The organism is Variovorax paradoxus (assembly GCF_030815855.1).
GTDB lineage: Bacteria > Pseudomonadota > Gammaproteobacteria > Burkholderiales > Burkholderiaceae_C > Variovorax > Variovorax paradoxus_M.
Window position 1 is genome coordinate 318,241 of record NZ_JAUSXG010000001.1, and the last position, 19,894, is coordinate 338,134.

The following is a 19,894-nucleotide window of genomic DNA, read 5'->3' on the forward strand; positions in this document are numbered from 1 at the left end:
TCTTGTCTCCAGTGTTGTTCGAGGCTGAAATCAGCGCGGCGCCATGCGCAGGGCGCCATCGAGGCGAATCACTTCGCCGTTCAAGTGCCCGTTGGTCACGATGTGGCAGGCCAGTTCGGCGAACTCCGAAGGCTTGCCCAGGCGAGGGGGGAATGGAATCGACGCGGCGAGCGATTGCTGCACGGCTTCGGGCAGTTCCATCAGGAGCGGCGTGGCAAAGAGGCCCGGCGCCACGGTGCACACGCGAATGGCGTGCTGCGCGAGGTCGCGCGCCATCGGCAGCGTCATGCCGACGAGGCCGCCCTTGGAGGCGCTGTAGGCCTGCTGGCCCACCTGGCCGTCGAAGGCCGCGACAGATGCGGTGAAGAGCATCACGCCCTTTTCGCCGTTGTCGAGCGCGTCGAGCTTGGCGCAACGCGCCGCGAACAGGCGCGCCATGTTGTAGCCGCCGATCAGGTTGATGTTGACCACGCGCACGAAGTCTTCGAGCGGCGCCGGGTTGCCGTCCTTGCCGACGATGCGCTTCGCGCTGCCGATGCCGGCCACGTTCATGAGGATGCGCGCGGCGCCATGCGCCGCCGCGGCCTTGTCGAGCGCGGCGGTGACGCTCTCGGTATCGGTGATGTCGCAGACGCACGCGACGCCACCGATTTCTGACGCCACTTTTTCGGCCAGCTCGGCATTGCGGTCGAGCACGGCCACCTTGGCCCCCAGGCGCGCGAGTTCGCGTGCGGTGGCCTCGCCGAGGCCCGATGCGCCACCGGTGACGAGTGCGGCTTGTCCTTCGATCTTCATGGTGTGTGGTCTCCTGGATGGGTTCAGCGGGGCTTCAGGGTGAAGGGCAGGGTGTCGGCATGCAGCGCCTCGACCAGGTGATCGCGGTGCTTGAGCACGGCGCGCTGGTTGATGGAGCCCTTGTCGGTCACTTCGCCCTTGTCGATCGAAGGCGGCTCGGCCATCAGGTGCAGCCGCGCGATGCGGTTGGCGCTGCCGGTGCCCATGGCGGCCAGTTCGTCGGCCACCTGCTGGAAGTGCGCCTGCACCGGCGCGCTTTCGAGCACCTGCTGCATGGGTGCGCCGTCGGGCAGGCCGGCGAGCTGGCGCACCTTCTGCGTCGGGAAGATCAGCGCGCCGACTTCCTTCAGGTTGATGCCGGTGAGCACCGCGTCCTGCACGTAGGGCGCGCCGGCCGCGATGATCTTCGCGCGCAGCGGCCCGACGCTCACGAAGGTGCCGGTGGCGAGCTTGAAGTCTTCGGCGATGCGGCCGTCGAAGCGCAGGCCTCGGTGGATGTTGTCTTCGTCGATCCACTTCACCGCGTCGCCGGTGCAGAAAAAACCCTCTTCGTCCAGGGCCTCGGCCGTGGCTTCGGGCGCGCGCCAGTAGCCGGGCGTGATGTTCGGACCGCGGTAGCGCACCTCGGTCTTGCCGTCGACCTGGATCAGCTTGAGCTCGATGCCTGCCGCGGGCAGGCCGATGTCGCCCGACTTGACCTCGGGTCCGGTGACGTACAGCGCGAACGGGCCCGACTCGGTCATGCCGAGGCCGGTGCCCATCACGATGCGCTCGCCCACTTCGGCCTCTTGCGTGCGGTGCAGGCTGTCCCAGATCGGTTGCGCGAGCGCCGCGCCGGAGTAGAAGAACATCTTCACCCGCGACAGCAGGTTGCGGCGCAGCACCGCGTCGGTTTCCATCGCGTGCGCAATGGCCTCGAAGCCGGTGGGTACGTTGAAGTAGATGGTGGGCGCGATCTCGCGCAGGTTGCGCAGCGTCTCGGCCATGCCGCCGGGCGTGGGCTTGCCGTCGTCGATGTAGAGCGTGCCGCCGTTGTCCAGCACGATGCCCACGTTGTGGTTGCCGCCGAAGGTGTGGTTCCACGGCAGCCAGTCGACCAGCACCGGCGGCTCTTCGCCGAGCGCGGGAATCGACTGGCGCAGCTGCTGCTGGTTGGCGCACCACATGCGGTGCGTGTTGATCACCGCCTTGGGCATCTTGGTGGAGCCCGAGGTGAACAGAAACTTGGTGATGGTGTCGGGGCCGGTGGCGCGCATCGCGGCGTCGATGGCGGGCGTTGCGGGCGTGGCGATCAGCGCGTCGAACGAGGTGGCGGCACGGCCTTCGAGCTGGCCTTCGGCAAGCACGACTTCGGTGTCGGCGGGAACGACGGCTGCAATGGCACGGCCGTAGCGCGCGGGGTCGGCGGCGAACACGAGGCCCGGCGTGAGCGTGTCCAGCACGTGGCGCAGTTTCTCGAAATCCTGGCTCACCAGCGAGTAGGGCGGCGACACGGGGCAATACGGCACGCCGGCATAGAGGCAGCCAAGGGCCAGCAGGGCGTGTTCGATGCCGTTTTCGCTGAGGATCGCGACCGGGCGATCCGCACTCAGGCCGCGATCGAGCAGGGCCTGGCCGATGCTGCGGGCCTTCTGCAGGGCCTCGGCGTAGCTCACGCGCTGCCACTCGCCGGTGCTGCCGTCGGCCAGCCGCTCGCGGCGCGCGATGAAGGTGCGCTCGGGTGCCGCTTCGGCCCAGTGCGCCAGGCGGTCGGTCATGCGGTCGCGGTAGGGGCCGAGCTCTGTTTCGGCCCGCAGGTACTGCGTGCCCGGCGCGCCGGCGCGCAGCACTGCGCGGGTGACGCCGAACGCCAGCGGACGGTAGCGAACGGTGGTCATCCCTTGCTCACCTTGGCGCCGCGGCCTTCGAGGAAATCGCGCACGCGCTCCTTGGCCTCGGGCGCGTTCTGCACGATGCCGGACATCAGCGCCTCGGTGAAGAAGCCGTGGTCGGCCGACTGTTCCGCAATGCGCGGCAGCGCGTGCATCAGCGCGTAGTTGGTGAGCGGCGCGTTGGTGGCAATGCGCCTGGCGAGCTCGAAGGCCTTGTCGAAAGCCGCACCTTCGTCGACCAGGTACTGCGCGAAGTTGGCGCGCTCGCCATCTTCCGCGTTGTAGACCCGGCCGGTCATCATCATGTCGGTCATGCGGGCCACGCCGATCAGCTTGGGAATGCGCACCGAGCCGCCGCCGCCCACGAAGATGCCGCGCGAGCCTTCGGGCAGTGCGTAGAAGGTGCTGCGGTCGGCCACGCGGATGTGGCAGGCGCTCGCCAGTTCGAGCCCGCCGCCCACCACCGCGCCGTGCAGCGCGGCGACCACCGGCACCGGGCCGTGCTGGATCAGGTCGAGGGCGGCATGCCACAGGCGCGAATGCTGCATGCCCTGGCCCGCGTCGCGCTCTTTCAATTCGCTCAGGTCGAGGCCGGCGCAGAAGTGAGGGCCTTCGCCGTCGAGCACCGCGGCCCGCACCGTGGAGGGCAGGGTCTCGAAGGTGTTGCGCAACGCGAGGATCAGGCCGTCCGAAAGGGCATTGCGTTTGGCGCCGCGCGTCAGGCGGACGATGGCGACTTCGTCGCGAATGTCGAGTTGGAGATCGGGATTGGTCATGATTGCATTGGTGTGTGAGTTGGATTATGGTTATGATAAATAATCAATTCAAGGCACTTGAGCGCCCCAAATCCTAGGGACTTACCCGTACTGGAGACAACGAGATGGACCACCAGAACCTGATTGCGATCGACATCCACACCCACGCCGAAGTGAGCTGCTGGAACCCGTTCGACAACTACGGCGAGGAGTACGACCGCGCCGCGGACAAGTACTTCGGCTCGAGCGGGCGCCCGACCATCGCCGAGAGCGTCGCCTACTACCGCGAGCGCAAGATCGGCCTGGTGATGTTCATGGTGGATGCCGAATCGAACATGGGGCGCCGGCGCATTCCGAACGAGGAGATCGCCGAGGCCGCGCAGCAGAACAGCGACATGATGATCGCCTTCGCCAGCATCGATCCGCACAAGGGGAAGATGGGTGCGCGCGAGGCGCGCCGGCTCGTCGAGGAGCACGGCGTGAAGGGCTTCAAGTTCCACCCGACGGTGCAGGCTTTCCACCCCTACGACAAGATGGCCTGGCCGATCTACGAGGTGATTGCCGAGTACAAGCTGCCGGCCATCTTCCACACCGGCCACAGCGGCATTGGGTCAGGCATGCGCTGCGGCGGCGGCCTGCGGCTGGAATACAGCAACCCGATGCACCTGGACGATGTGGCCATCGACTTTCCGGACATGCAGATCGTGATGGCCCACCCCAGCTTCCCCTGGCAGGACGAGGCGCTGAGCGTGGCCACGCACAAGCCCAATGTGTGGATCGACCTGTCGGGCTGGAGCCCCAAGTACTTTCCGAAGCAGCTGGTGCAGTACGCCAACACGCTGCTGAAGGACCGCATCCTGTTCGGCAGCGACTACCCGCTGATCACGCCCGACCGCTGGATGAAGGACTTCGAGACGGCCGGCTTCAAGCCCGAGGTGATGCCGGGCATTTTGAAGGGCAACGCGGTGCGCCTGCTGAAGCTCGAAGGCTGACCGGAAGCAGCGAGGGCTACGAGTCTGCCTTTTCCGCCTCTTCCTTCTCGTCGAGTCGGTCCCAGTCGCGTCCCAAGCGGCGCTGCCGCTCTTCGCGTTCGCGCGCCATCTGCTCCGCGAATTGCTGGCGACCCGCCTTGTTGGCGGCGATGAGCTTGGCGCGGTCCTTGTAGTGCGGATAGATCTCGTCGCTGAGCTTGATGTTCCGGCGCCGGAAGCGCATGGCCGACTCGCGCGCTTCGTGCGCCGGCCAGCCCAGCGCCTCGAGCGTGGTGCGGGCGCTGCGCAATGACGATTCGAACACCTCGCGTTCGACATCCGTCACGCCGCGGTCGCGCAGCTGGAAGAGGTGCGTCACGTTGCGGGCCCGCGCGATGATGCGCGCCTGCGGAAAGTGCTCCTTCACCAGGTCGACGATGTCGAGCGATTGCTCGATGTCGTCGACCGCCACGACGATGGCCTTGGCCGTTCCGGCGCCTGCGGTGCGCAGCAGGTCGAGCCGGGTGGCGTCGCCGTAGAACACGCGGTAGCCGAACTGGCGCAGGCCTTCGACGGTGTCGGCATCGTGGTCGAGCACCGTCACGCGCAGGCCTTGCGACATCAGCATGCGGCCGACGATCTGGCCGTAGCGCCCGAAGCCGCAGATCAGCACCTTGGCATCCTGCTGCTCCGAGATTTCTTCCAGCTGCGGGCCGTTGTTGCGGCTGTAGCGCGGCAGCACGAACTTGTCGAGCAGCACCAGGAGGAGCGGCGACAGCAGCATCGAGAGCGCCACCGCGCCGATCAGGAGCGAAGTGATCTCAGGCGGCAGCACATCGGGCCCGGCCGCCTGGAACACCACGAACGCGAACTCGCCGCCCTGCGCGAGCAGCAGTGTGAACACGGGCCGCTCCTGGTAGGCCAGGCCCATGGCCTTGGCCAGCGCGTAGATCACGGCCAGCTTGATGACCATGAAGCCGACCACCAGCATCGCCATCAGCCAGGGGCTTGCGATCAGCACCCCGAAGTTGATCGACATGCCCACGGCGATGAAGAACAGGCCCAGCAGCAGGCCCTTGAAGGGCTCGATGTCGGTTTCGAGTTCGCGCCGGTATTCGCTTTCCGCCAGCAGCACGCCGGCGAGGAAGGCGCCGAGCGCCATCGAAAGGCCCACGAACTGCATCAGCGCCGCGATGGCAACCACCAGCAGCAGCGCGGCGGCCGTGAAGATCTCGGGCGTGTCGCTGCGCGCAATCCAGCGCAGCAGCGGACGCAAGGCGAGCCGGCCGCCGAGGATGATGCCGGCGATCACGCCGACGATCTTCAGGCCCTCGAGCGCGCGGTCGAGCCCGCTGAGCGACTGTTCGGCCGCGGTGGCGCCCGCCAACAATGGCAAGAGCGCCAGGATCGGAATGGCCGCCACGTCCTGGAACAGCAGGATCGAAAAGCCCGCCTGGCCGCTCGGCGTTTTGAGCAGGTTGCGTTCGCCGAACACCTGCAGCGCAATGGCGGTGGACGAAAGCGCCAGGCCGAGCGCCGCCACCAGCGCCACGCGCCATTCGGCACCCGCGGCCCAGCCCACGGCAAACAGCACCGCGGCGCAGCTCAGCACCTGGGCGGCGCCCCAGCCGAAGATGGGCCGCCGCAGGTTCCACAGGCGCTTGGGCTCGAGTTCGAGGCCCACCAGAAACAGCATCAGCACCACGCCGAACTCGGCGAAGTGCAGCACCTCCTCCACGCTGGACACGAGGCCGAGCCCCCACGGGCCGATGGCGATGCCGGCCACGAGGTAGCCGATGATGGAACCGAGGCCCAGGGCCTTGGACAACGGCACCACCAGCACGGCGGCGCCCAGGTAGATCAGGCTGCTGGTCAGCCAGGCGGGTGCGTGTTCCATGCTCAGGCCATTCCTTCTTCGTTGTTCTTTTCTTCGTTCGCGGCGGACATGGAAGCGATGCCGTGGGTCATTGCGGAATGGAAGGCGCCGGCGACCACTGCATTCTGGTCGTCATGTTCTGCAGGACGATCGGTTTCGGGCACCGGGCAGGCCACGCACACGTCGAGTTCCTCGAGCTCGGGCCACTGCGGATAGCTGCCGAGCCGCTGCGCGAACACGTCGACGTGCGCCGCCACCTCGGCCTCGGCGGCGCTGCGCGCGCCGTGGAGCACCAGCGGCGGCAGGAAGCGCATGCCGCAGAGCGCCGCCGTCTGCTCGTAGGGCGGCAGGAAGGCGTCGAAGAAATAGCGGTGGTAGTTCTGCGGGTGATAGCTCGCCTCGGGGCTGCCCGTGGTGGCAACCAGCCAGCAGTCCTTGCCCTGCAGGGCCGTGCCGCCGGGCCCATAGGCCCATCCGTAGCTGAGCACGTCATCGAGCCAGAGTTTTTGCAGCGCCGGCATCGAGTACCACTGGATCGGGTGCAGCAGCACCACCAGGCTGGCCTTCGCGAGCCGCGCCTGTTCGGCTTCGACGTCGATGGCGAAATCGGGATAGCTGCCATAGAGGTCGTTCACTTCGACGCCGGGCACCGAGCGCGCGGCGGCCAGCAGCCGGCGGTTGACGCGGGAGTCGCGCCAGTGCGGATGAGCCGCGAGCACGTAGATGCCGCCGGTGTCGGCGGCGGCGGGTGTTGTTGTCGTCATGCCGCGAACATAGCGCAAGATTGCCTCTTCCCTCGGGCCCGCGCACGTCGTGTCGCTACGATGCGGGTGTTCCAGCTCTGGAGGAGATGCTCATGCCGGTGGTTCTGGTCGCTAATCCCAAGGGTGGCGTAGGCAAGTCGACACTCGCGACGAATATTGCGGGCTACTTCGCAAGCCGCGGCCATGCCGTGATGCTCGGCGACGTGGACCGCCAGCAGTCGTCCCGCCTCTGGCTCGGCTTGCGGCCGCCGCAAGCCCGGTCCATCGCCACCTGGGAAGCCGCCGGCGACAGCGCCGTGGTGCGGCCGCCGCGCGGCACCACGCACGCCGTGCTCGACACGCCGGCCGGCCTGCACGGATGGCGCTTCAAGGAGGTGCTGGCGCTCGCCGACCGGGTGATCGTTCCGTTGCAGCCGAGCATCTTCGACATCTACGCCACGCGCGATTTCCTCGATCGGCTGATGGAGCAGCGCCGTGCCGAGAAAACCAAAATCAGCCTCGTGGGCATGCGCGTGAACGCCCGCACCCTGGCGGCCGACCGGCTCAACGAGTTCATCGCGAGCCTTGGCGTTCCTGTGCTGGGCGAACTGCGCGACACGCAGAACTATGTGCAGCTCGCGGCACGCGGGCTCACGCTGTTCGACATCGCGCCAGGGCGGGTGCAGCGCGACCTGGAACAGTGGCAGCCGATCTGCGAATGGCTCGAGGGCTGAGGCTTTCGGCTGTCGCGAGGCCGACAGCCGCGCCGCTCGCCTTGGCGCCAGAATGCCGCGCATGACCAAAAAGACATTCCAGACGCTTCAGGATCTTGCCGCCTGCGTGGGCCAGGAGGTCGCCGTGAGCGACTGGATCGCCATCACGCAGGAGCAGGTGAACCAGTTCGCCGAAGCCACGGGCGACCACCAGTGGATTCATGTCGACGTCGAGCGTGCGAAGGCTGGGCCCTTCGGCGCCCCGATTGCCCACGGCTTCCTGACGCTGTCGCTGCTGCCGCGCTTCTACGAGACGGCGCTCGACGTGGTCGAATCGCGCATGGGCGTGAACTACGGGCTGAACCGGGTGCGCTTCATGTCGCCGGTGCCGGTCGGCAAGCGGCTGCGGGCGCGCATGAAGCTGCTCACGGCCGAGCCGATTGCGGACGACGGCTTCCAGATGACCTGGGAAACCACGATCGAGCTCGAAGGTGCGGCCAAGCCGGCCTGCGTGGCCGAGTCGGTGGTGCGCCGCTACCGCTGAATCCGGCTCAGCCGAACCCGTTCTGCCGCCAGGCCTCGAAGACGGTCACCGCCACCGCATTCGAAAGATTCAGGCTGCGCTGCCCTTCGCGCATGGGGAGCCGCAGGCGCTGGGGCTCCGCAAAGCCGTCGCGCACCGCCGGCGGCAAGCCGCTGGTCTCCGAGCCGAACACCAGCCAGTCGCCCGGTTGAAAGCGCACGTCGTGCACGGCGCGCGTGCCGCGCGTGGTGAGCGCGAACATGCGCTCGGTGGCAGGCCGTTCCCCGTCGAGCAGCGCCTGCCAGTCGGCGTGGCGCTTCACTTCGGCGTATTCGTGATAGTCGAGCCCGGCGCGGCGCAGCAGTCGGTCGTCCATGGAGAAGCCCAGCGGCTCGATCAGGTGCAGCGTGCAGCCGGTGTTGGCCGCGAGACGGATCACATTGCCCGTGTTCGGCGGAATTTCGGGGTGGACCAGAACGATATGGAACATGCGCCGATTGTCGCGGCGGTCAGTGCGGCGGATCGGTCCGCGCGAACACGATCGCCGTCACATGGGCCGCGCCGGCCAGCCGCAGCGTTTCGGCCGCCGCAAACAGCGAGGCGCCGCTGGTCATCACGTCGTCGACCAGCACCACGCGCCGGCCCTGCAGCCGGTGCGCGCGCAGCGGTTCCACGGCAAAGGCGCCGCGCAGGTTGCGAAGGCGCTCGGCGCGCGCGAGGCCGCTCTGCGCCGGCGTTTCGCGGGTGCGCAGGAGCAGCGTCGCATCGGTCTTGGCGGAAGCGAGCCGGCGCGCCAGTTCGAGCGCCTGGTTGAAGCCGCGCTCGCGCAGCCGGACCGGCGCCATCGGCATGGGCAGCACGGTGTCGCACTGCTCCAGCGCCGGTTCCACCCACGGCACGCTGCGCATCAAGGTGGCAAAAGGCCCGGCCCAGCCGGCCTCGCCACGGAACTTGAACTGGGCGATGCACTCGGGCCACGGCCATGCATAGGTGCAGGCCGCAAGGCAGGCGTCCAACGGCGGCGGGTGGCGCACGCATTCGCCGCAACGTGCCACGCCGTCTGGAACCGGCAGGGCGCAGCTGCCGCAGCGCGCGGCCGGCGGCGCGAAGCGGGCCACGCAGGCATCGCAAACGCGCCGCGAAGGCCAGGCGCGGCACACCTCGCACTGGCTGGGCAGCCGTGCAAAGAGAGAGGTCAAAGGCCGATGGGCAAAGCGGCTGAACATGGGCTCAATATACTCACGGCCCCATGGCCACCGACCCCGCAAGAAGACCGCCGACCATCGATCCCACGGCGGCCGCACGCTGGAGGCGGCTCGCGCCTGCCGCCGGCTCGCCCTGGCTGCACGAGGAAATCGGCCGCCGCATGGAAGACCGGCTGCAGTGGATCAAGGCCCAGCCCCGCACCTGGGCCGACTGGGCGCCCCTGCGCGGCGGCCTGGAGGCGCACGAGCTCGTGGCCCGGCGCTACCGCGAAGCCGCCGGCTTCGTGATCGAACCCGAACCGGCTCTTGTCGCCCCGACCCACGAGGCGCTGGCCTCGCCTTGGTGGAGCGCGCGCCGCTGGCAGGGCGGCAAGGCCCGCTTCGATGCGCCGCCCGAAGACGGCGTCGACCTGCTCTGGGCCAACATGTCGCTGCACATGGCGGCCGACCCCGAGGCGCTCATCGCGCAGTGGCACCGGCTGGTGGCGACCGACGGCTTCCTGATGTTCTCGTGCCTCGGTCCCGACACGGCGCGCGAGCTGCGGGCGCTGCACGCCCGGCTCGGCTGGCCGGCGGCGGGCCACGAATACACCGACATGCACGACTGGGGCGACATGCTGGTGCATGCCGGCTTTGCCGAGCCCGTGATGGACATGGAACGCATCGTGCTTACCTGGGCCACGCCCGAGGCGGCGCTTGCCGAGCTGCGCACGCTCGGGCGCAACCTGCATCCGGCGCGCTTTCCGGCGCTGCGCGGCAAGGCATGGCACGGGGCGCTGAAGCAGGCCCTGCCCGAGCTGGCGCCGGCACAAGAGGGCGGCGGGCGCATCGCGCTGACCTTCGAGGTCATCTACGGGCACGCCTTCAAGCCGGCGCCGCGCGTGGCGCTCTCGGCCGAGAGCGCGGTGTCGCTGCGCGAGATGCGCTCGATGCTGCAGCGCGGCCGGCCCGGCCCCTGAACGGCCGGGCTGCAAGCAGCGCATCTTGGCGGCGGGCCCCTGTCTCTACCCGCTACAATCCGCCGTTGCGTGAAACTCGCGGGAATTGTCCCGCGAACGAGGCCTGTCCGATCCTGTGGAACAAGGGGTTGGCCAGCCGTCGACGCACCGATTTGCTGAACTCGCCCGTGTCGAATTCCGTGTTTCGTTTTGCCACCGTTTCAGGCCAGAACATCCACTGGTTCCTGAAGCGCAATTGCTCGGTGACGCCGAGCCAGCTGGGCTGGCTCTACGCCTCGCTGTGCGTGGTATCGCTCGGAATCGGTACGCTGTTCTGGCTGCGCGGTGCGCCGCTGGTGCTGCCTTTTGCCTGGCTCGAAATGGCGGCGGTGGGTTTCGTATTCATGCTGTACGCACGGCACGCGACCGATGGAGAAAAGATCGCGTTGCAGGGCGGACGGCTGGTGGTGGAGCTCGAGAACGGTGGCGACTACGAGCGCACGGAATTTCTGCCGCACCAGGTGCGGGTCGAACCGCAGGCCGGCGATCGTTCGCTGATCGAGGTCTCGGGGCAGGGTCGGTCGGTCAGGGTGGGGCGCTATGTACGCCCGGAGTTGCGAGCCGCACTGGCGCGCGAGATTCGCATGGCGTTGCGTGGCGCCTGAACGGCTCGCGCGGCGCTGCACGGTTTGGGTTTGTTGAAAAAATTGAGAAACGTGAACACGATGAAGAGCATTTGGCGCAACAAGTACAGGCCGGCGAATCTGTTGCTGGCGGCCGGCGCGGCTTTCAGCGGCGCGGCGCACGCAGTCAACGATCTGCCCGGCGGCCCCTCGGTGCGCCAGCTGAATCTGCCGCTTGGCGTGACCAAGATTGCGCAGGAACAGCATTTCCTGCACACGGTGATGATGATCCTGTGCACGGTCATCTTCATTGCCGTCTTCGCGGTCATGTTCTATTCGATCTGGAAGCACCGCAAGTCGGTCGGCCACAAGGCGGCCAACTTCCATGAATCGGTGGTGGTCGAGGTCATCTGGACCATCGTGCCCTTCATCATCGTGATCGTGATGGCGCTGCCGGCCACCAAGGTGCTCGTGGCCCAGAAGGACACCACCAACGCCGACCTCACCATCAAGACCACCGGCTACCAGTGGAAGTGGGGCTACGACTACCTGAACGGCGAAGGCGAGGGCCTGGCCTTCATCTCCACGCTCGACAGCTCGCAGCGTGCCATGTCCGACGCCGGTGCCAAGGGCGTCATGCCCGACGACTACCTCTTCAAGGTCGACAACCCGATGGTCGTGCCGGTTCAGAAGAAGGTCCGCATCATCACCACCGCCAACGACGTGATCCACGCGTTTGCCGTGCCCCAGCTCGGTATCAAGCAAGACGCCGTTCCGGGCTTCGTGCGCGACACCTGGTTCCGAGCCGAAACCGTGGGCGACTACTACGGTCAGTGCCAGGAACTCTGCGGCAAGGAACACGCCTACATGCCCATCCACGTGAAGGTGGTTTCGGCCGCCGACTACACGGCGTGGGTCGACACCAAGCGCAAGGAAGCCGCGGCCAAGCTCGACGACCCAAGCAAGGTCTGGACGCTGCCCGACATGCTCGCACGCGGCGAGAAGGTCTATGCCTCCAACTGCGCGGCCTGCCACCAGGCCAACGGCAAGGGCGCAGGCCCGATCAAGCCGCTCGACGCCAGCCCCAAGGTGCTCGACGCCGACCACAAGGTCCAGCTGCTGGTGCTGCTCAACGGCCAGAACAACGGCGCGATGCCCTCGTGGAAGCAACTGAGCGACACCGACCTCGCGGCGGTCGCCACCTATACCAAGAACAGCTGGTCGAACAAGACGGGCCAGCTGGTGCAGCCGGCCGAAGTTCTGGCCCTGCGCGGCAAGTGATCGTGAAGATCGAGCCCAAGCGCCCCGCGACGAAGAAATTGCAAGGAACAACGAAATGAGTGCAGTCCTCGACCCCCACGGTCACGCCCACGACGGCCACGCACACGAACACGACGAGCACCATGCAGCGCCCACCGGCTGGCGCCGCTGGGTGTTCGCCACCAACCACAAGGACATCGGCACGCTCTACCTGCTGTTCAGCTTCACCATGCTGATGGTGGGCGGCGTGCTCGCGTTGATGATCCGCGCCGAGCTGTTCCAGCCCGGCCTGCAGCTGGTGAACCCCGAGCTGTTCAACCAGTTCACCACCATGCACGGCCTGATCATGGTGTTCGGCGCCATCATGCCGGCGTTCGTGGGCTTTGCGAACTGGATGATCCCGCTGCAGATCGGCGCATCCGACATGGCGTTCGCGCGCATGAACAACTTCAGCTTCTGGCTGCTGATTCCCGCCGCGCTGATGCTCGTGGGTTCGTTCTTCATGCCCGGCGGCGCACCCGCTGCCGGCTGGACGCTCTACGCACCGCTCACGCTGCAAATGGGCCCCTCGATGGACGCCGGCATCTTCGCGATGCACATCATGGGCGCCTCGTCGATCATGGGTTCGATCAACATCATCGTCACCATCCTGAACATGCGCGCGCCCGGCATGACGCTGATGAAGATGCCGATGTTCTGCTGGACCTGGCTCATCACCGCCTACCTGCTGATCGCCGTGATGCCCGTGCTCGCAGGCGCCATCACCATGACGCTGACCGACCGCCACTTCGGCACCAGCTTCTTCAACCCCGCCGGCGGCGGCGACCCGGTGATGTACCAGCACATCTTCTGGTTCTTCGGCCACCCCGAGGTCTACATCATGATCTTGCCGGCCTTCGGCATCATCAGCCAGATCGTGCCGGCCTTCTCGCGCAAGCGCCTGTTCGGCTACGCCTCGATGGTGTATGCCACCTCGTCGATCGCGATCCTGTCGTTCATCGTCTGGGCGCACCACATGTTCACGACCGGCATGCCGGTCACGGGCCAGCTGTTCTTCATGTACGCGACCATGCTGATCGCGGTGCCGACGGCCGTGAAGATCTTCAATTGGATCGCGACCATGTGGCAGGGCTCGATGACTTTCGAGACCCCAATGCTGTTCGCCGTGGGCTTCATCTTCGTGTTCACGATGGGCGGGTTCACCGGCCTCATCCTGGCCATTGCCCCGATCGACATTCAGCTGCAGGACACCTACTACGTGGTGGCTCACTTCCACTACGTGCTCGTGGCCGGTTCGCTCTATGCGATGTTTGCGGGCTACTACTACTGGGCCCCCAAGTGGACGGGCGTGATGTACAACGAAGCGCGCGGCAAGCTCCACTTCTGGTGGTCGCTGATCTCGTTCAACGTCACCTTCTTCCCGATGCACTTCCTGGGCCTGGCGGGCATGCCGCGCCGCTATGCCGACTACCCGATGCAGTTCGCCGACTTCAACGCGGTGGCATCGATCGGCGCCTTCGCCTTCGGTCTTGCCCAGGTCTATTTCTTCTTCTTCATCGTGCTGCCGACCATGCTCGGCAAGGGCGAGAAGGCACCGCAGAAGCCGTGGGAAGCCGCTGAAGGCCTCGAGTGGGAAGTGCCTTCGCCCGCGCCTTTCCACACCTTCGAGAACCCGCCCAAGCTCGATGCGACCGCCACCAAGGTGATCGGCTGAGCGCTTCACGGCCACCGGCCCGCATGACCACAATGACCACGCCCGAACAAAGAAAGAACAACCGACGCATGGGGCTCACGCTGGCCTCCATCGCCGTGCTGTTCTTCCTCGGATTCCTGGTCCGCATGATCTGGTTCAGCGGCCGCTGAAACGAACGGAGCCGTACGCATGAGCCTCGGTCAACGCATCAAGCGCGCCAATGTCCGCATGGTCGGCAAGCTGGCCGTCGTGGCCTGCGGCATGTTCGCGTTCGGCTATGCGCTGGTGCCGCTCTATCGCGCCATTTGCGAAATGACCGGCATCAACATCCTCGCGCTCAACGAGCTCGAGGTGCCGGGCGGCGCGAGCGGCGGCAAGAACGTGCGCGTGCCGGACAACACCCAGATCGACACCACCCGCACCATCACGGTCGAGTTCGACTCCAACGTGCGCGGCGGCCTCTGGGACTTCAAGCCCGCCGAGCGGACGCTGGAGGTGCATCCGGGCCAGCTCAACACCGTGGTGTACGAGTTCCAGAACGTGCAGAACCGCCGCATGGCGGCGCAGGCCATTCCGAGCTATGCGCCGCAGCAGGCCGCGCCATACTTCAACAAGCTCGAGTGCTTCTGCTTCAACCAGTACACGCTCGACCCGGGCGAGAAGAAGCAGTGGCCCGTCGCTTTCGTGATCGACCCGAAGATCTCGAAGGACGTGAAGACGATCACGCTGTCGTACACGTTCTTCGAAGTCGGCGGCAAGACGCCTCCGGCCCCGGTCGCCGCCGTTTCCAATGCTGCCCATGAGCCCCGCTCGTGACCGCTCCGAACACGCCGCGCAAGGCCACGCTGTGGGACACGGTGAAGGCCGTCTGCTGGTCGTTCTTCGGGGTCCGCAAGAAAAGCGCCTACCAGGACGACCTGGCCAGGCTGAACCCGCTGCACATCATCGCGGTGGCCTTTGCCGCGGTCATCGTCTTCATCGTCGGCCTGGTGCTGCTGGTGCGCTACGTGGTTGCACCCTGAGCACCGTCCGCATGAACCGCATGGCCCACGACACCCAGAACCCATCGAATCGAGAGAAGAAAGAAAGCCAGGAGCTGATATGAGTTCAACCACCCACGGCACCACGCCCTACTACTTTGTGCCCGGGCCATCGGCCTACCCGGTCATGGCCTCGATCGGCCTGTTCTTCGTGATTCTTGGCGCCGGCCAGTGGATCAACGGCCACCAGTGGGGCGCGTGGTCGCTGCTCCTGGGCATGGTCGTGTGGCTTTCCACGTTGTTCGTGTGGTTCCGCACGGCCATCGGCGAAAGCGAAAGCGGCCAGTACGGCCACAAGATCGACCTCTCGTTCCGCTGGAGCATGAGCTGGTTCATCTTCTCCGAAGTGATGTTCTTCGGCGCCTTCTTCACCGCGCTGTGGTGGGCCCGCACCCACTCGCTGCCGGCGCTCGGCAGCCTCGACAACGCGCTGCTCTGGCCCGACTTCAAGGCCGTGTGGCCCAGCATTGCCGCCGGTGCGACCGGCTCGCCGGCCGACATCGTCGAGCCGTTCCAGACCGTCGGCCCGTTCTGGCTGCCCACGATCAACACCGCGCTCCTGCTGAGCTCGGGCGTCACGCTCACCATCGCGCACCATGCGCTGCGCGCCGGCCATCGCGCCCAGTGCATCCGTTTCATGTGGCTCACGGTGGTGCTCGGCGTGGTCTTCCTGGGCGTGCAAGGCTACGAATACCATCACCTCTACACCGAACTGAACCTCAAGCTCAGCTCCGGCGCGTACGGTTCGACCTTCTTCATGCTGACCGGCTTTCACGGCCTGCACGTGTTCATCGGCATGCTGATGCTGCTGTTCATCACGCTGCGCCTGCAGAAGGGCCACTTCACGCCGGAGCGTCATTTCGGCTTCGAAGGCGCCGCCTGGTACTGGCACTTCGTCGACGTGGTGTGGCTCGGCCTTTACATGCTGGTTTATTGGCTTTGAGCGAACCGCGCGGCATACAAACAAAAAGGCGCCGGAAGGCGCCTTTTTCATGGTTCTCGTGGAACGAGCACCATCTACTTGCCGAGCGGGAGCCCGGTGGGCTGGATGTACCCGAGTTTCCAGGCCAGCAGCATGCAGAGGAACAAAACCACGGAGATGCCGATCCGAAAGGTAAGCGCGCGCGCCATGCCGCCGCTTTTGGCGCGTCCGTTGCGCCCGTCTTTCAGCATGTAGAAGAGCGCGAAGGCAAGGCTCGCGAAGATGCCCAGGAAAGCCAGGGCGATGAAGTATTTCATGACCCCGATTATCGGCCGCACGCCTCGTCCCTTCCAGTGATGCCGGAACCCATTCCATCCGCCAGGGTGCCGAGGCGAGGCCGTTTCCTGCTGGTCACACTGGCCGCGGTGCTGACCTTGGCCGCCACCGTGTCGCTCGGCCGCTGGCAGCTTTCGCGCGCGGCACAGAAGGAAGCGCTGCAGGCCGAGATCGAAACCCAGAAGCAGAAGCCGCCGCTCGATCAAACCGAGTTTCTCGCGCTCGAAGAGCCGGCCGGCGCGCTGCATCGGCCCGTGCGGCTGCGCGGCCTCTGGCTGACGCCGCAGACGGTCTACCTGGACAACCGGCAGATGCACGGCGTACCCGGTTTCTACGTGCTGACCCCTTTCGCGCTGGAAGGCAGCAACCAGACCGTGATGGTGCAGCGCGGCTGGGTACAGCGCAATTTCAACGACCGCACGCAGTTGGGTGCGGTCGAGACGCCGGCCGGCATCGTCGAAGTCACCGGCCTGATCGAGCCGCCGCCCGGCCATTTGTTCGAGCTCGGCAAACCGGCCTCGGCCGCCTCGGCACCGGAAGCCGAGGGGTCTTCGCCCATCCGGCAGAATCTCGACCTGGAAGCGTTCCGCGCCGAAACCAAGCTGCCGCTGCGAACCGATGTGTCGCTGCAGCAGATCGGCCCTGCTTCCGAGGGGTTGCAGCGCGACTGGCCGGCTCCTGCCCTGGGTCTGGAGAAGCACTACGGCTATGCATTCCAGTGGTTCGGGCTCTCAGCCCTCGTGGTCATCCTCTATGTCTGGTTCCAATTCATTGCCCCCTTCCGCCGCTCCAGGCGCCGTGCACGTGATGCAAGCAGCCTCTGACGAACCGCTCGGCCTGACGGTGCATTCGATGCCGTCTCCCAACCAGGCACTCGACGGTGCCGAGGGCCGCCGCACGATCGTCGGGCGCTGGAAGATGATCGCCGTGATGCTGATGTGCGCGGCCCCCGTCATCGCGTCGTACTTCACCTACTACGTGGTCCGGCCCGAGGGGCGCAGCGTCTACGGCGAGCTCATCGATCCGCAGCGCGTGCTGCCCGTGCTCACCGCCACCGACCGCAGCGGCGCGCCGGTCGATCTCGCCACTCTCAAGGGGCAGTGGCTGCTGGTCGCGGTGGCCGATGCGAGCTGCGATGCGCTCTGCGAGCAGCAGCTGTACCTGCAGCGGCAACTGCGCGAGAGCCTCGGCCGCGAGAAAGACCGGCTCGACCGCGTCTGGCTCGTGAGCGACGCGGCGCCCGTGCCGGCGCGCCTGGACCACGGCCTGCGCGGCGCCACCGTGCTGCGCGTGCCGGCCGAGCAGCTTGCCAAGTGGTTCGCGCCTGTTTCGGGCCATGCGCTGGCCGAGCACCTGTATGTGGTCGATCCCATGGGCAACTGGATGATGCGTTTCCCGGCCCGCATGGACGCCAAGGGCGCCAGCCGCGCCAAGCGCGACCTCGACCGCCTGCTGCGCGCCTCCGCATCCTGGGACGAGCCCGGCCGCTAAGCTCGCATGATGGACACCGGCTCGCTCTACGATCTCACGCCCATCGCCTGGCTCATGGCGGCCGGTGTGCTGATCGCGCTCGGGCCGCTGGTGTGGGTGTGGCGCCGCAACGCGGGCGCCGGGCCGGCGCGCCGGCTGCACGCGCTCACGGTGCTCACGCTGTTCCTCACGTTCGACCTCACGCTGTTCGGCGCCTTCACCCGGCTCACCGATTCGGGCCTGGGCTGCCCGGATTGGCCCGGTTGCTACGGCAACGCGAGCCCGGCCGGCGCAAGCCACGAAATTGCAATGGCCGAGGCGGCCCAGCCGAGCGGTCCGGTCACGCACGGCAAGGCCTGGGTCGAGATGGTTCACCGCTACCTGGCCACCGGCGTCGGCGTGCTCATCCTGGCGCTCGCGGGCGCCACCTGGATCGTGCGGCGTCGCCAGCTTCGCCTGCCTGTGCCGGTGGAGGGCGAGCACGCCACGCTCAGCGCATGGTGGCCGGCGCTGACGCTGGTCTGGGTCTGCCTGCAGGGTGCATTCGGTGCGCTGACGGTCACCTGGAAACTGTTTCCCGCCATCGTCACGCTGCACCTGCTGGGCGCCGTGGTGCTGCTGGTGCTGCTGTGCATCCAGGCCGTGCGCTACCGGCAGGCTGCCGCGGACCGCTTGCCCACGGTTGTATCGCCTGCGCTGCGCAATGGGCTGATCGCCACGTCGGCACTGCTCCTGCTGCAGATTGCGCTCGGCGGCTGGGTCAGCACCAATTACGCCGTGCTGGCCTGTACCCAGTTTCCGACCTGCCAAGGCAGCTGGTGGCCGCCGATGAATTTTGCACAGGGCTTCGAGATCTGGCGCCATCTGGGCGTGACCGGCAGCGGCGCACCACTCGATTTTTCCGCACTCACCGCCATTCATTACGCGCACCGGCTGATGGCATACGCTGTGTTCGCCGCCCTGGGCGTGCTCGCGTGGCGCTTGCGCCGCATCGAGCCGCTGCGGCCCCAAGCCGGATGGCTCGCGGGGCTCGCCTTGCTCCAGCTCGCCACCGGTCTTGGCAACGTGCTGCTCGGCTGGCCGCTTGCCGCCGCCGTGCTGCACACCGGCGGCGCCGCGGCGCTGGCCGTGGTGCTGACCTGGGCCATCTGCGAAAGCCGCCGCGAGACCGCCGCTGCAACCGTACACAACAAAGACAAGGCGCTCGGCGCCCCACATGACAACCAGAGGGAGGCCACCGCGTGAGCACGCCGATTTCCGTGCAGCAGACAAGCACCGCCAATGTTCTGCGCCAGTTCTATGCGCTGACCAAGCCGCGCGTGGTGCAGCTGATCGTTTTCTGCGCGCTCATCGGCATGGTGCTGGCCGTGCCGGGCTTGCCGGCGTGGGCCGATGTGCAGCGCGCCGTGCTGGCCTGCATCGGCATCTGGCTGGTGGCGGGCGCGGCGGCGGCGTTCAACTGCCTGGTCGAGAAGGGCATCGATGCCAAGATGAAGCGCACCGCCTGGCGTCCCACGGCGCGCGGGCAGCTCAGCGATCTGCAGGCCTTGGCGTTTTCCGCGCTGCTGTGCGTGGCCGGCTCGGCGCTGCTGTGGTTCAAGGTCAACCCCCTCACCATGTGGCTGACCTTTGCCACCTTCGTCGGCTATGCGGTGATCTACACCGTCATCCTCAAGCCGCTGACGCCGCAGAACATCGTGATCGGCGGCGCCTCGGGTGCGATGCCGCCGGTGCTCGGCTGGGCCGCGATGACCGGCGACGTGGGTCCCGAAGCGCTGATCCTGTTTTTGATCATCTTCCTTTGGACGCCGCCGCATTTCTGGGCGCTCGCGCTCTACCGTGTCGAGGACTACCGCAAGGCCGGGCTGCCGATGCTGCCTGTCACGCACGGCAACGAGTTCACGCGGCTGCAGGTGCTGCTGTACACCTTCATCCTGTTCGCGGCCTGCCTGATGCCTTTCATCTACGGCATGAGCGGCTGGCTCTACCTGGCGGTGGCGGTGGGGGTCAGCATCGGTTTCACGGGCTATGCCTTCGCGCTCTGGCGCAACTACTCCGACACGCTGGCGCGCAAGACCTTCCGGTTTTCGCTGATTCACCTGAGCGTGCTGTTCGCGGCATTGCTCGTCGACCACTATCTCCGCTGATTGAAATGTCCCT

23 protein-coding genes are annotated in these 19,894 nt (G+C 66.8%); 15 read left to right on the forward strand and 8 right to left on the reverse strand.

Translation table 11 applies throughout. The annotated features are described in order from the left end of the window. Nucleotides 1-30: 30 nt before the first annotated feature. The 3 genes from QFZ42_RS01460 to QFZ42_RS01470 are packed head-to-tail and all read right to left on the reverse strand — an operon-like array spanning nucleotide 31 to nucleotide 3,442. A complete protein-coding gene (locus tag QFZ42_RS01460) occupies nucleotides 31-795 on the reverse strand; it encodes an SDR family NAD(P)-dependent oxidoreductase (RefSeq protein ID WP_307699243.1) in 765 nt (254 codons plus the stop codon). Nucleotides 796-818: 23 nt separating this feature from the next. Next, nucleotides 819-2,672, reverse strand: coding sequence for a feruloyl-CoA synthase (locus tag QFZ42_RS01465; RefSeq protein ID WP_307699244.1), 1,854 nt, complete (start codon nucleotides 2,670-2,672; stop codon nucleotides 819-821). After that, nucleotides 2,669-3,442 carry a crotonase/enoyl-CoA hydratase family protein gene (locus QFZ42_RS01470; RefSeq protein ID WP_307699245.1) on the reverse strand — a complete coding sequence of 258 codons (774 nt, stop codon included), beginning with the start codon at nucleotides 3,440-3,442 and terminating at the stop codon, nucleotides 2,669-2,671. Before QFZ42_RS01470 ends, QFZ42_RS01465 begins: the two co-directional genes overlap by 4 nt. Nucleotides 3,443-3,546: 104 nt before the next feature. On the opposite strand from QFZ42_RS01470, the gene QFZ42_RS01475 reads away from it, so the two are divergent. Further along, nucleotides 3,547-4,413: an amidohydrolase family protein gene (locus QFZ42_RS01475; protein ID WP_307699246.1), complete on the forward strand. Its 867-nt coding sequence runs from the start codon at nucleotides 3,547-3,549 to the stop codon at nucleotides 4,411-4,413. Between the two features lie 16 nt (nucleotides 4,414-4,429). Here the strand turns inward: QFZ42_RS01475 and kefC are convergent, their stop codons facing one another. Together kefC and kefF are read right to left on the reverse strand one after the other, a co-directional pair. Next, nucleotides 4,430-6,289 carry a glutathione-regulated potassium-efflux system protein KefC gene (gene kefC, locus QFZ42_RS01480; protein WP_307699247.1) on the reverse strand — a complete coding sequence of 620 codons (1,860 nt, stop codon included), beginning with the start codon at nucleotides 6,287-6,289 and terminating at the stop codon, nucleotides 4,430-4,432. A gap of 2 nt (nucleotides 6,290-6,291) precedes the next feature. Then, on the reverse strand, nucleotides 6,292-7,032 hold the full coding sequence (gene kefF, locus QFZ42_RS01485; RefSeq protein ID WP_307704145.1) for a glutathione-regulated potassium-efflux system oxidoreductase KefF: 741 nt from the start codon (nucleotides 7,030-7,032) through the stop codon (nucleotides 6,292-6,294). Nucleotides 7,033-7,124: 92 nt separating this feature from the next. Here kefF and QFZ42_RS01490 point away from each other — a divergent pair, with 92 nt between their 5' ends. Both QFZ42_RS01490 and QFZ42_RS01495 read left to right on the forward strand, forming a co-directional pair. Next, nucleotides 7,125-7,745 (forward strand): ParA family protein, encoded by a 621-nt coding sequence (locus QFZ42_RS01490; protein ID WP_307699248.1) that lies wholly within the window; start codon nucleotides 7,125-7,127, stop codon nucleotides 7,743-7,745. 52 nt (nucleotides 7,746-7,797) lie between these two features. After that, complete coding sequence (locus QFZ42_RS01495) at nucleotides 7,798-8,268, forward strand: MaoC family dehydratase (protein ID WP_307699249.1); 471 nt, start codon at nucleotides 7,798-7,800, stop codon at nucleotides 8,266-8,268. 7 nt (nucleotides 8,269-8,275) lie between these two features. Here QFZ42_RS01495 and trmL read toward each other — a convergent pair whose 3' ends face one another. Both trmL and QFZ42_RS01505 read right to left on the reverse strand, forming a co-directional pair. Next, a complete protein-coding gene (gene trmL / locus QFZ42_RS01500; protein WP_307699250.1) occupies nucleotides 8,276-8,737 on the reverse strand; it encodes a tRNA (uridine(34)/cytosine(34)/5-carboxymethylaminomethyluridine(34)-2'-O)-methyltransferase TrmL in 462 nt (153 codons plus the stop codon). Nucleotides 8,738-8,756: 19 nt separating this feature from the next. Beyond that, nucleotides 8,757-9,473, reverse strand: coding sequence for a ComF family protein (locus tag QFZ42_RS01505; RefSeq protein ID WP_307699251.1), 717 nt, complete (start codon nucleotides 9,471-9,473; stop codon nucleotides 8,757-8,759). Between the two features lie 23 nt (nucleotides 9,474-9,496). Here QFZ42_RS01505 and QFZ42_RS01510 point away from each other — a divergent pair, with 23 nt between their 5' ends. The 8 genes from QFZ42_RS01510 (at nucleotide 9,497) to QFZ42_RS01545 (ending at nucleotide 15,949) form a co-directional block, all read left to right on the forward strand. After that, entirely contained in the window at nucleotides 9,497-10,411 is a 915-nt protein-coding gene (locus tag QFZ42_RS01510) for a biotin synthase (RefSeq protein WP_307699252.1), read from the forward strand. A gap of 167 nt (nucleotides 10,412-10,578) precedes the next feature. After that, the gene (locus QFZ42_RS01515) at nucleotides 10,579-11,055 is read left to right on the forward strand and encodes a DUF2244 domain-containing protein (RefSeq protein WP_307699253.1); all 477 of its coding nucleotides are present in this window, start codon (nucleotides 10,579-10,581) and stop codon (nucleotides 11,053-11,055) included. A gap of 60 nt (nucleotides 11,056-11,115) precedes the next feature. Beyond that, nucleotides 11,116-12,294 (forward strand): cytochrome c oxidase subunit II, encoded by a 1,179-nt coding sequence (coxB, locus tag QFZ42_RS01520; RefSeq protein WP_307699254.1) that lies wholly within the window; start codon nucleotides 11,116-11,118, stop codon nucleotides 12,292-12,294. Between the two features lie 55 nt (nucleotides 12,295-12,349). Then, nucleotides 12,350-13,987: a cytochrome c oxidase subunit I gene (gene ctaD, locus QFZ42_RS01525; RefSeq protein WP_307699255.1), complete on the forward strand. Its 1,638-nt coding sequence runs from the start codon at nucleotides 12,350-12,352 to the stop codon at nucleotides 13,985-13,987. 23 nt (nucleotides 13,988-14,010) lie between these two features. Beyond that, nucleotides 14,011-14,136, forward strand: coding sequence for a cytochrome oxidase small assembly protein (locus QFZ42_RS01530; protein WP_373423298.1), 126 nt, complete (start codon nucleotides 14,011-14,013; stop codon nucleotides 14,134-14,136). Between the two features lie 19 nt (nucleotides 14,137-14,155). After that, nucleotides 14,156-14,782: a cytochrome c oxidase assembly protein gene (locus QFZ42_RS01535; protein WP_307699256.1), complete on the forward strand. Its 627-nt coding sequence runs from the start codon at nucleotides 14,156-14,158 to the stop codon at nucleotides 14,780-14,782. Then, nucleotides 14,779-14,988 (forward strand): DUF2970 domain-containing protein, encoded by a 210-nt coding sequence (locus QFZ42_RS01540; protein ID WP_307699257.1) that lies wholly within the window; start codon nucleotides 14,779-14,781, stop codon nucleotides 14,986-14,988. Before QFZ42_RS01535 ends, QFZ42_RS01540 begins: the two co-directional genes overlap by 4 nt. Before the next feature lie 79 nt (nucleotides 14,989-15,067). After that, a complete protein-coding gene (locus tag QFZ42_RS01545) occupies nucleotides 15,068-15,949 on the forward strand; it encodes a cytochrome c oxidase subunit 3 (RefSeq protein WP_307699258.1) in 882 nt (293 codons plus the stop codon). A gap of 74 nt (nucleotides 15,950-16,023) precedes the next feature. On the opposite strand, the gene QFZ42_RS01550 is transcribed toward QFZ42_RS01545, so the two are convergent. Then, a complete protein-coding gene (locus tag QFZ42_RS01550; RefSeq protein WP_307699259.1) occupies nucleotides 16,024-16,245 on the reverse strand; it encodes a twin transmembrane helix small protein in 222 nt (73 codons plus the stop codon). A gap of 36 nt (nucleotides 16,246-16,281) precedes the next feature. Between QFZ42_RS01550 and QFZ42_RS01555 the strand changes: the two genes are divergently transcribed. Genes QFZ42_RS01555 through cyoE form a run of 4 tightly spaced genes read left to right on the forward strand, consistent with a single transcriptional unit; the run spans nucleotide 16,282 to nucleotide 19,881 of the window. Continuing rightward, nucleotides 16,282-17,088 (forward strand): SURF1 family protein, encoded by an 807-nt coding sequence (locus tag QFZ42_RS01555; protein WP_307699260.1) that lies wholly within the window; start codon nucleotides 16,282-16,284, stop codon nucleotides 17,086-17,088. Then, nucleotides 17,072-17,755 carry an SCO family protein gene (locus QFZ42_RS01560; protein ID WP_307699261.1) on the forward strand — a complete coding sequence of 228 codons (684 nt, stop codon included), beginning with the start codon at nucleotides 17,072-17,074 and terminating at the stop codon, nucleotides 17,753-17,755. Before QFZ42_RS01555 ends, QFZ42_RS01560 begins: the two co-directional genes overlap by 17 nt. A gap of 6 nt (nucleotides 17,756-17,761) precedes the next feature. Next, nucleotides 17,762-18,979 carry a COX15/CtaA family protein gene (locus QFZ42_RS01565; protein ID WP_307699262.1) on the forward strand — a complete coding sequence of 406 codons (1,218 nt, stop codon included), beginning with the start codon at nucleotides 17,762-17,764 and terminating at the stop codon, nucleotides 18,977-18,979. Beyond that, nucleotides 18,976-19,881: a heme o synthase gene (cyoE, locus tag QFZ42_RS01570; protein ID WP_307699263.1), complete on the forward strand. Its 906-nt coding sequence runs from the start codon at nucleotides 18,976-18,978 to the stop codon at nucleotides 19,879-19,881. The genes QFZ42_RS01565 and cyoE overlap by 4 nt, the downstream gene beginning before the upstream one ends. The last annotated feature ends 13 nt before the right edge of the window (nucleotides 19,882-19,894 follow it).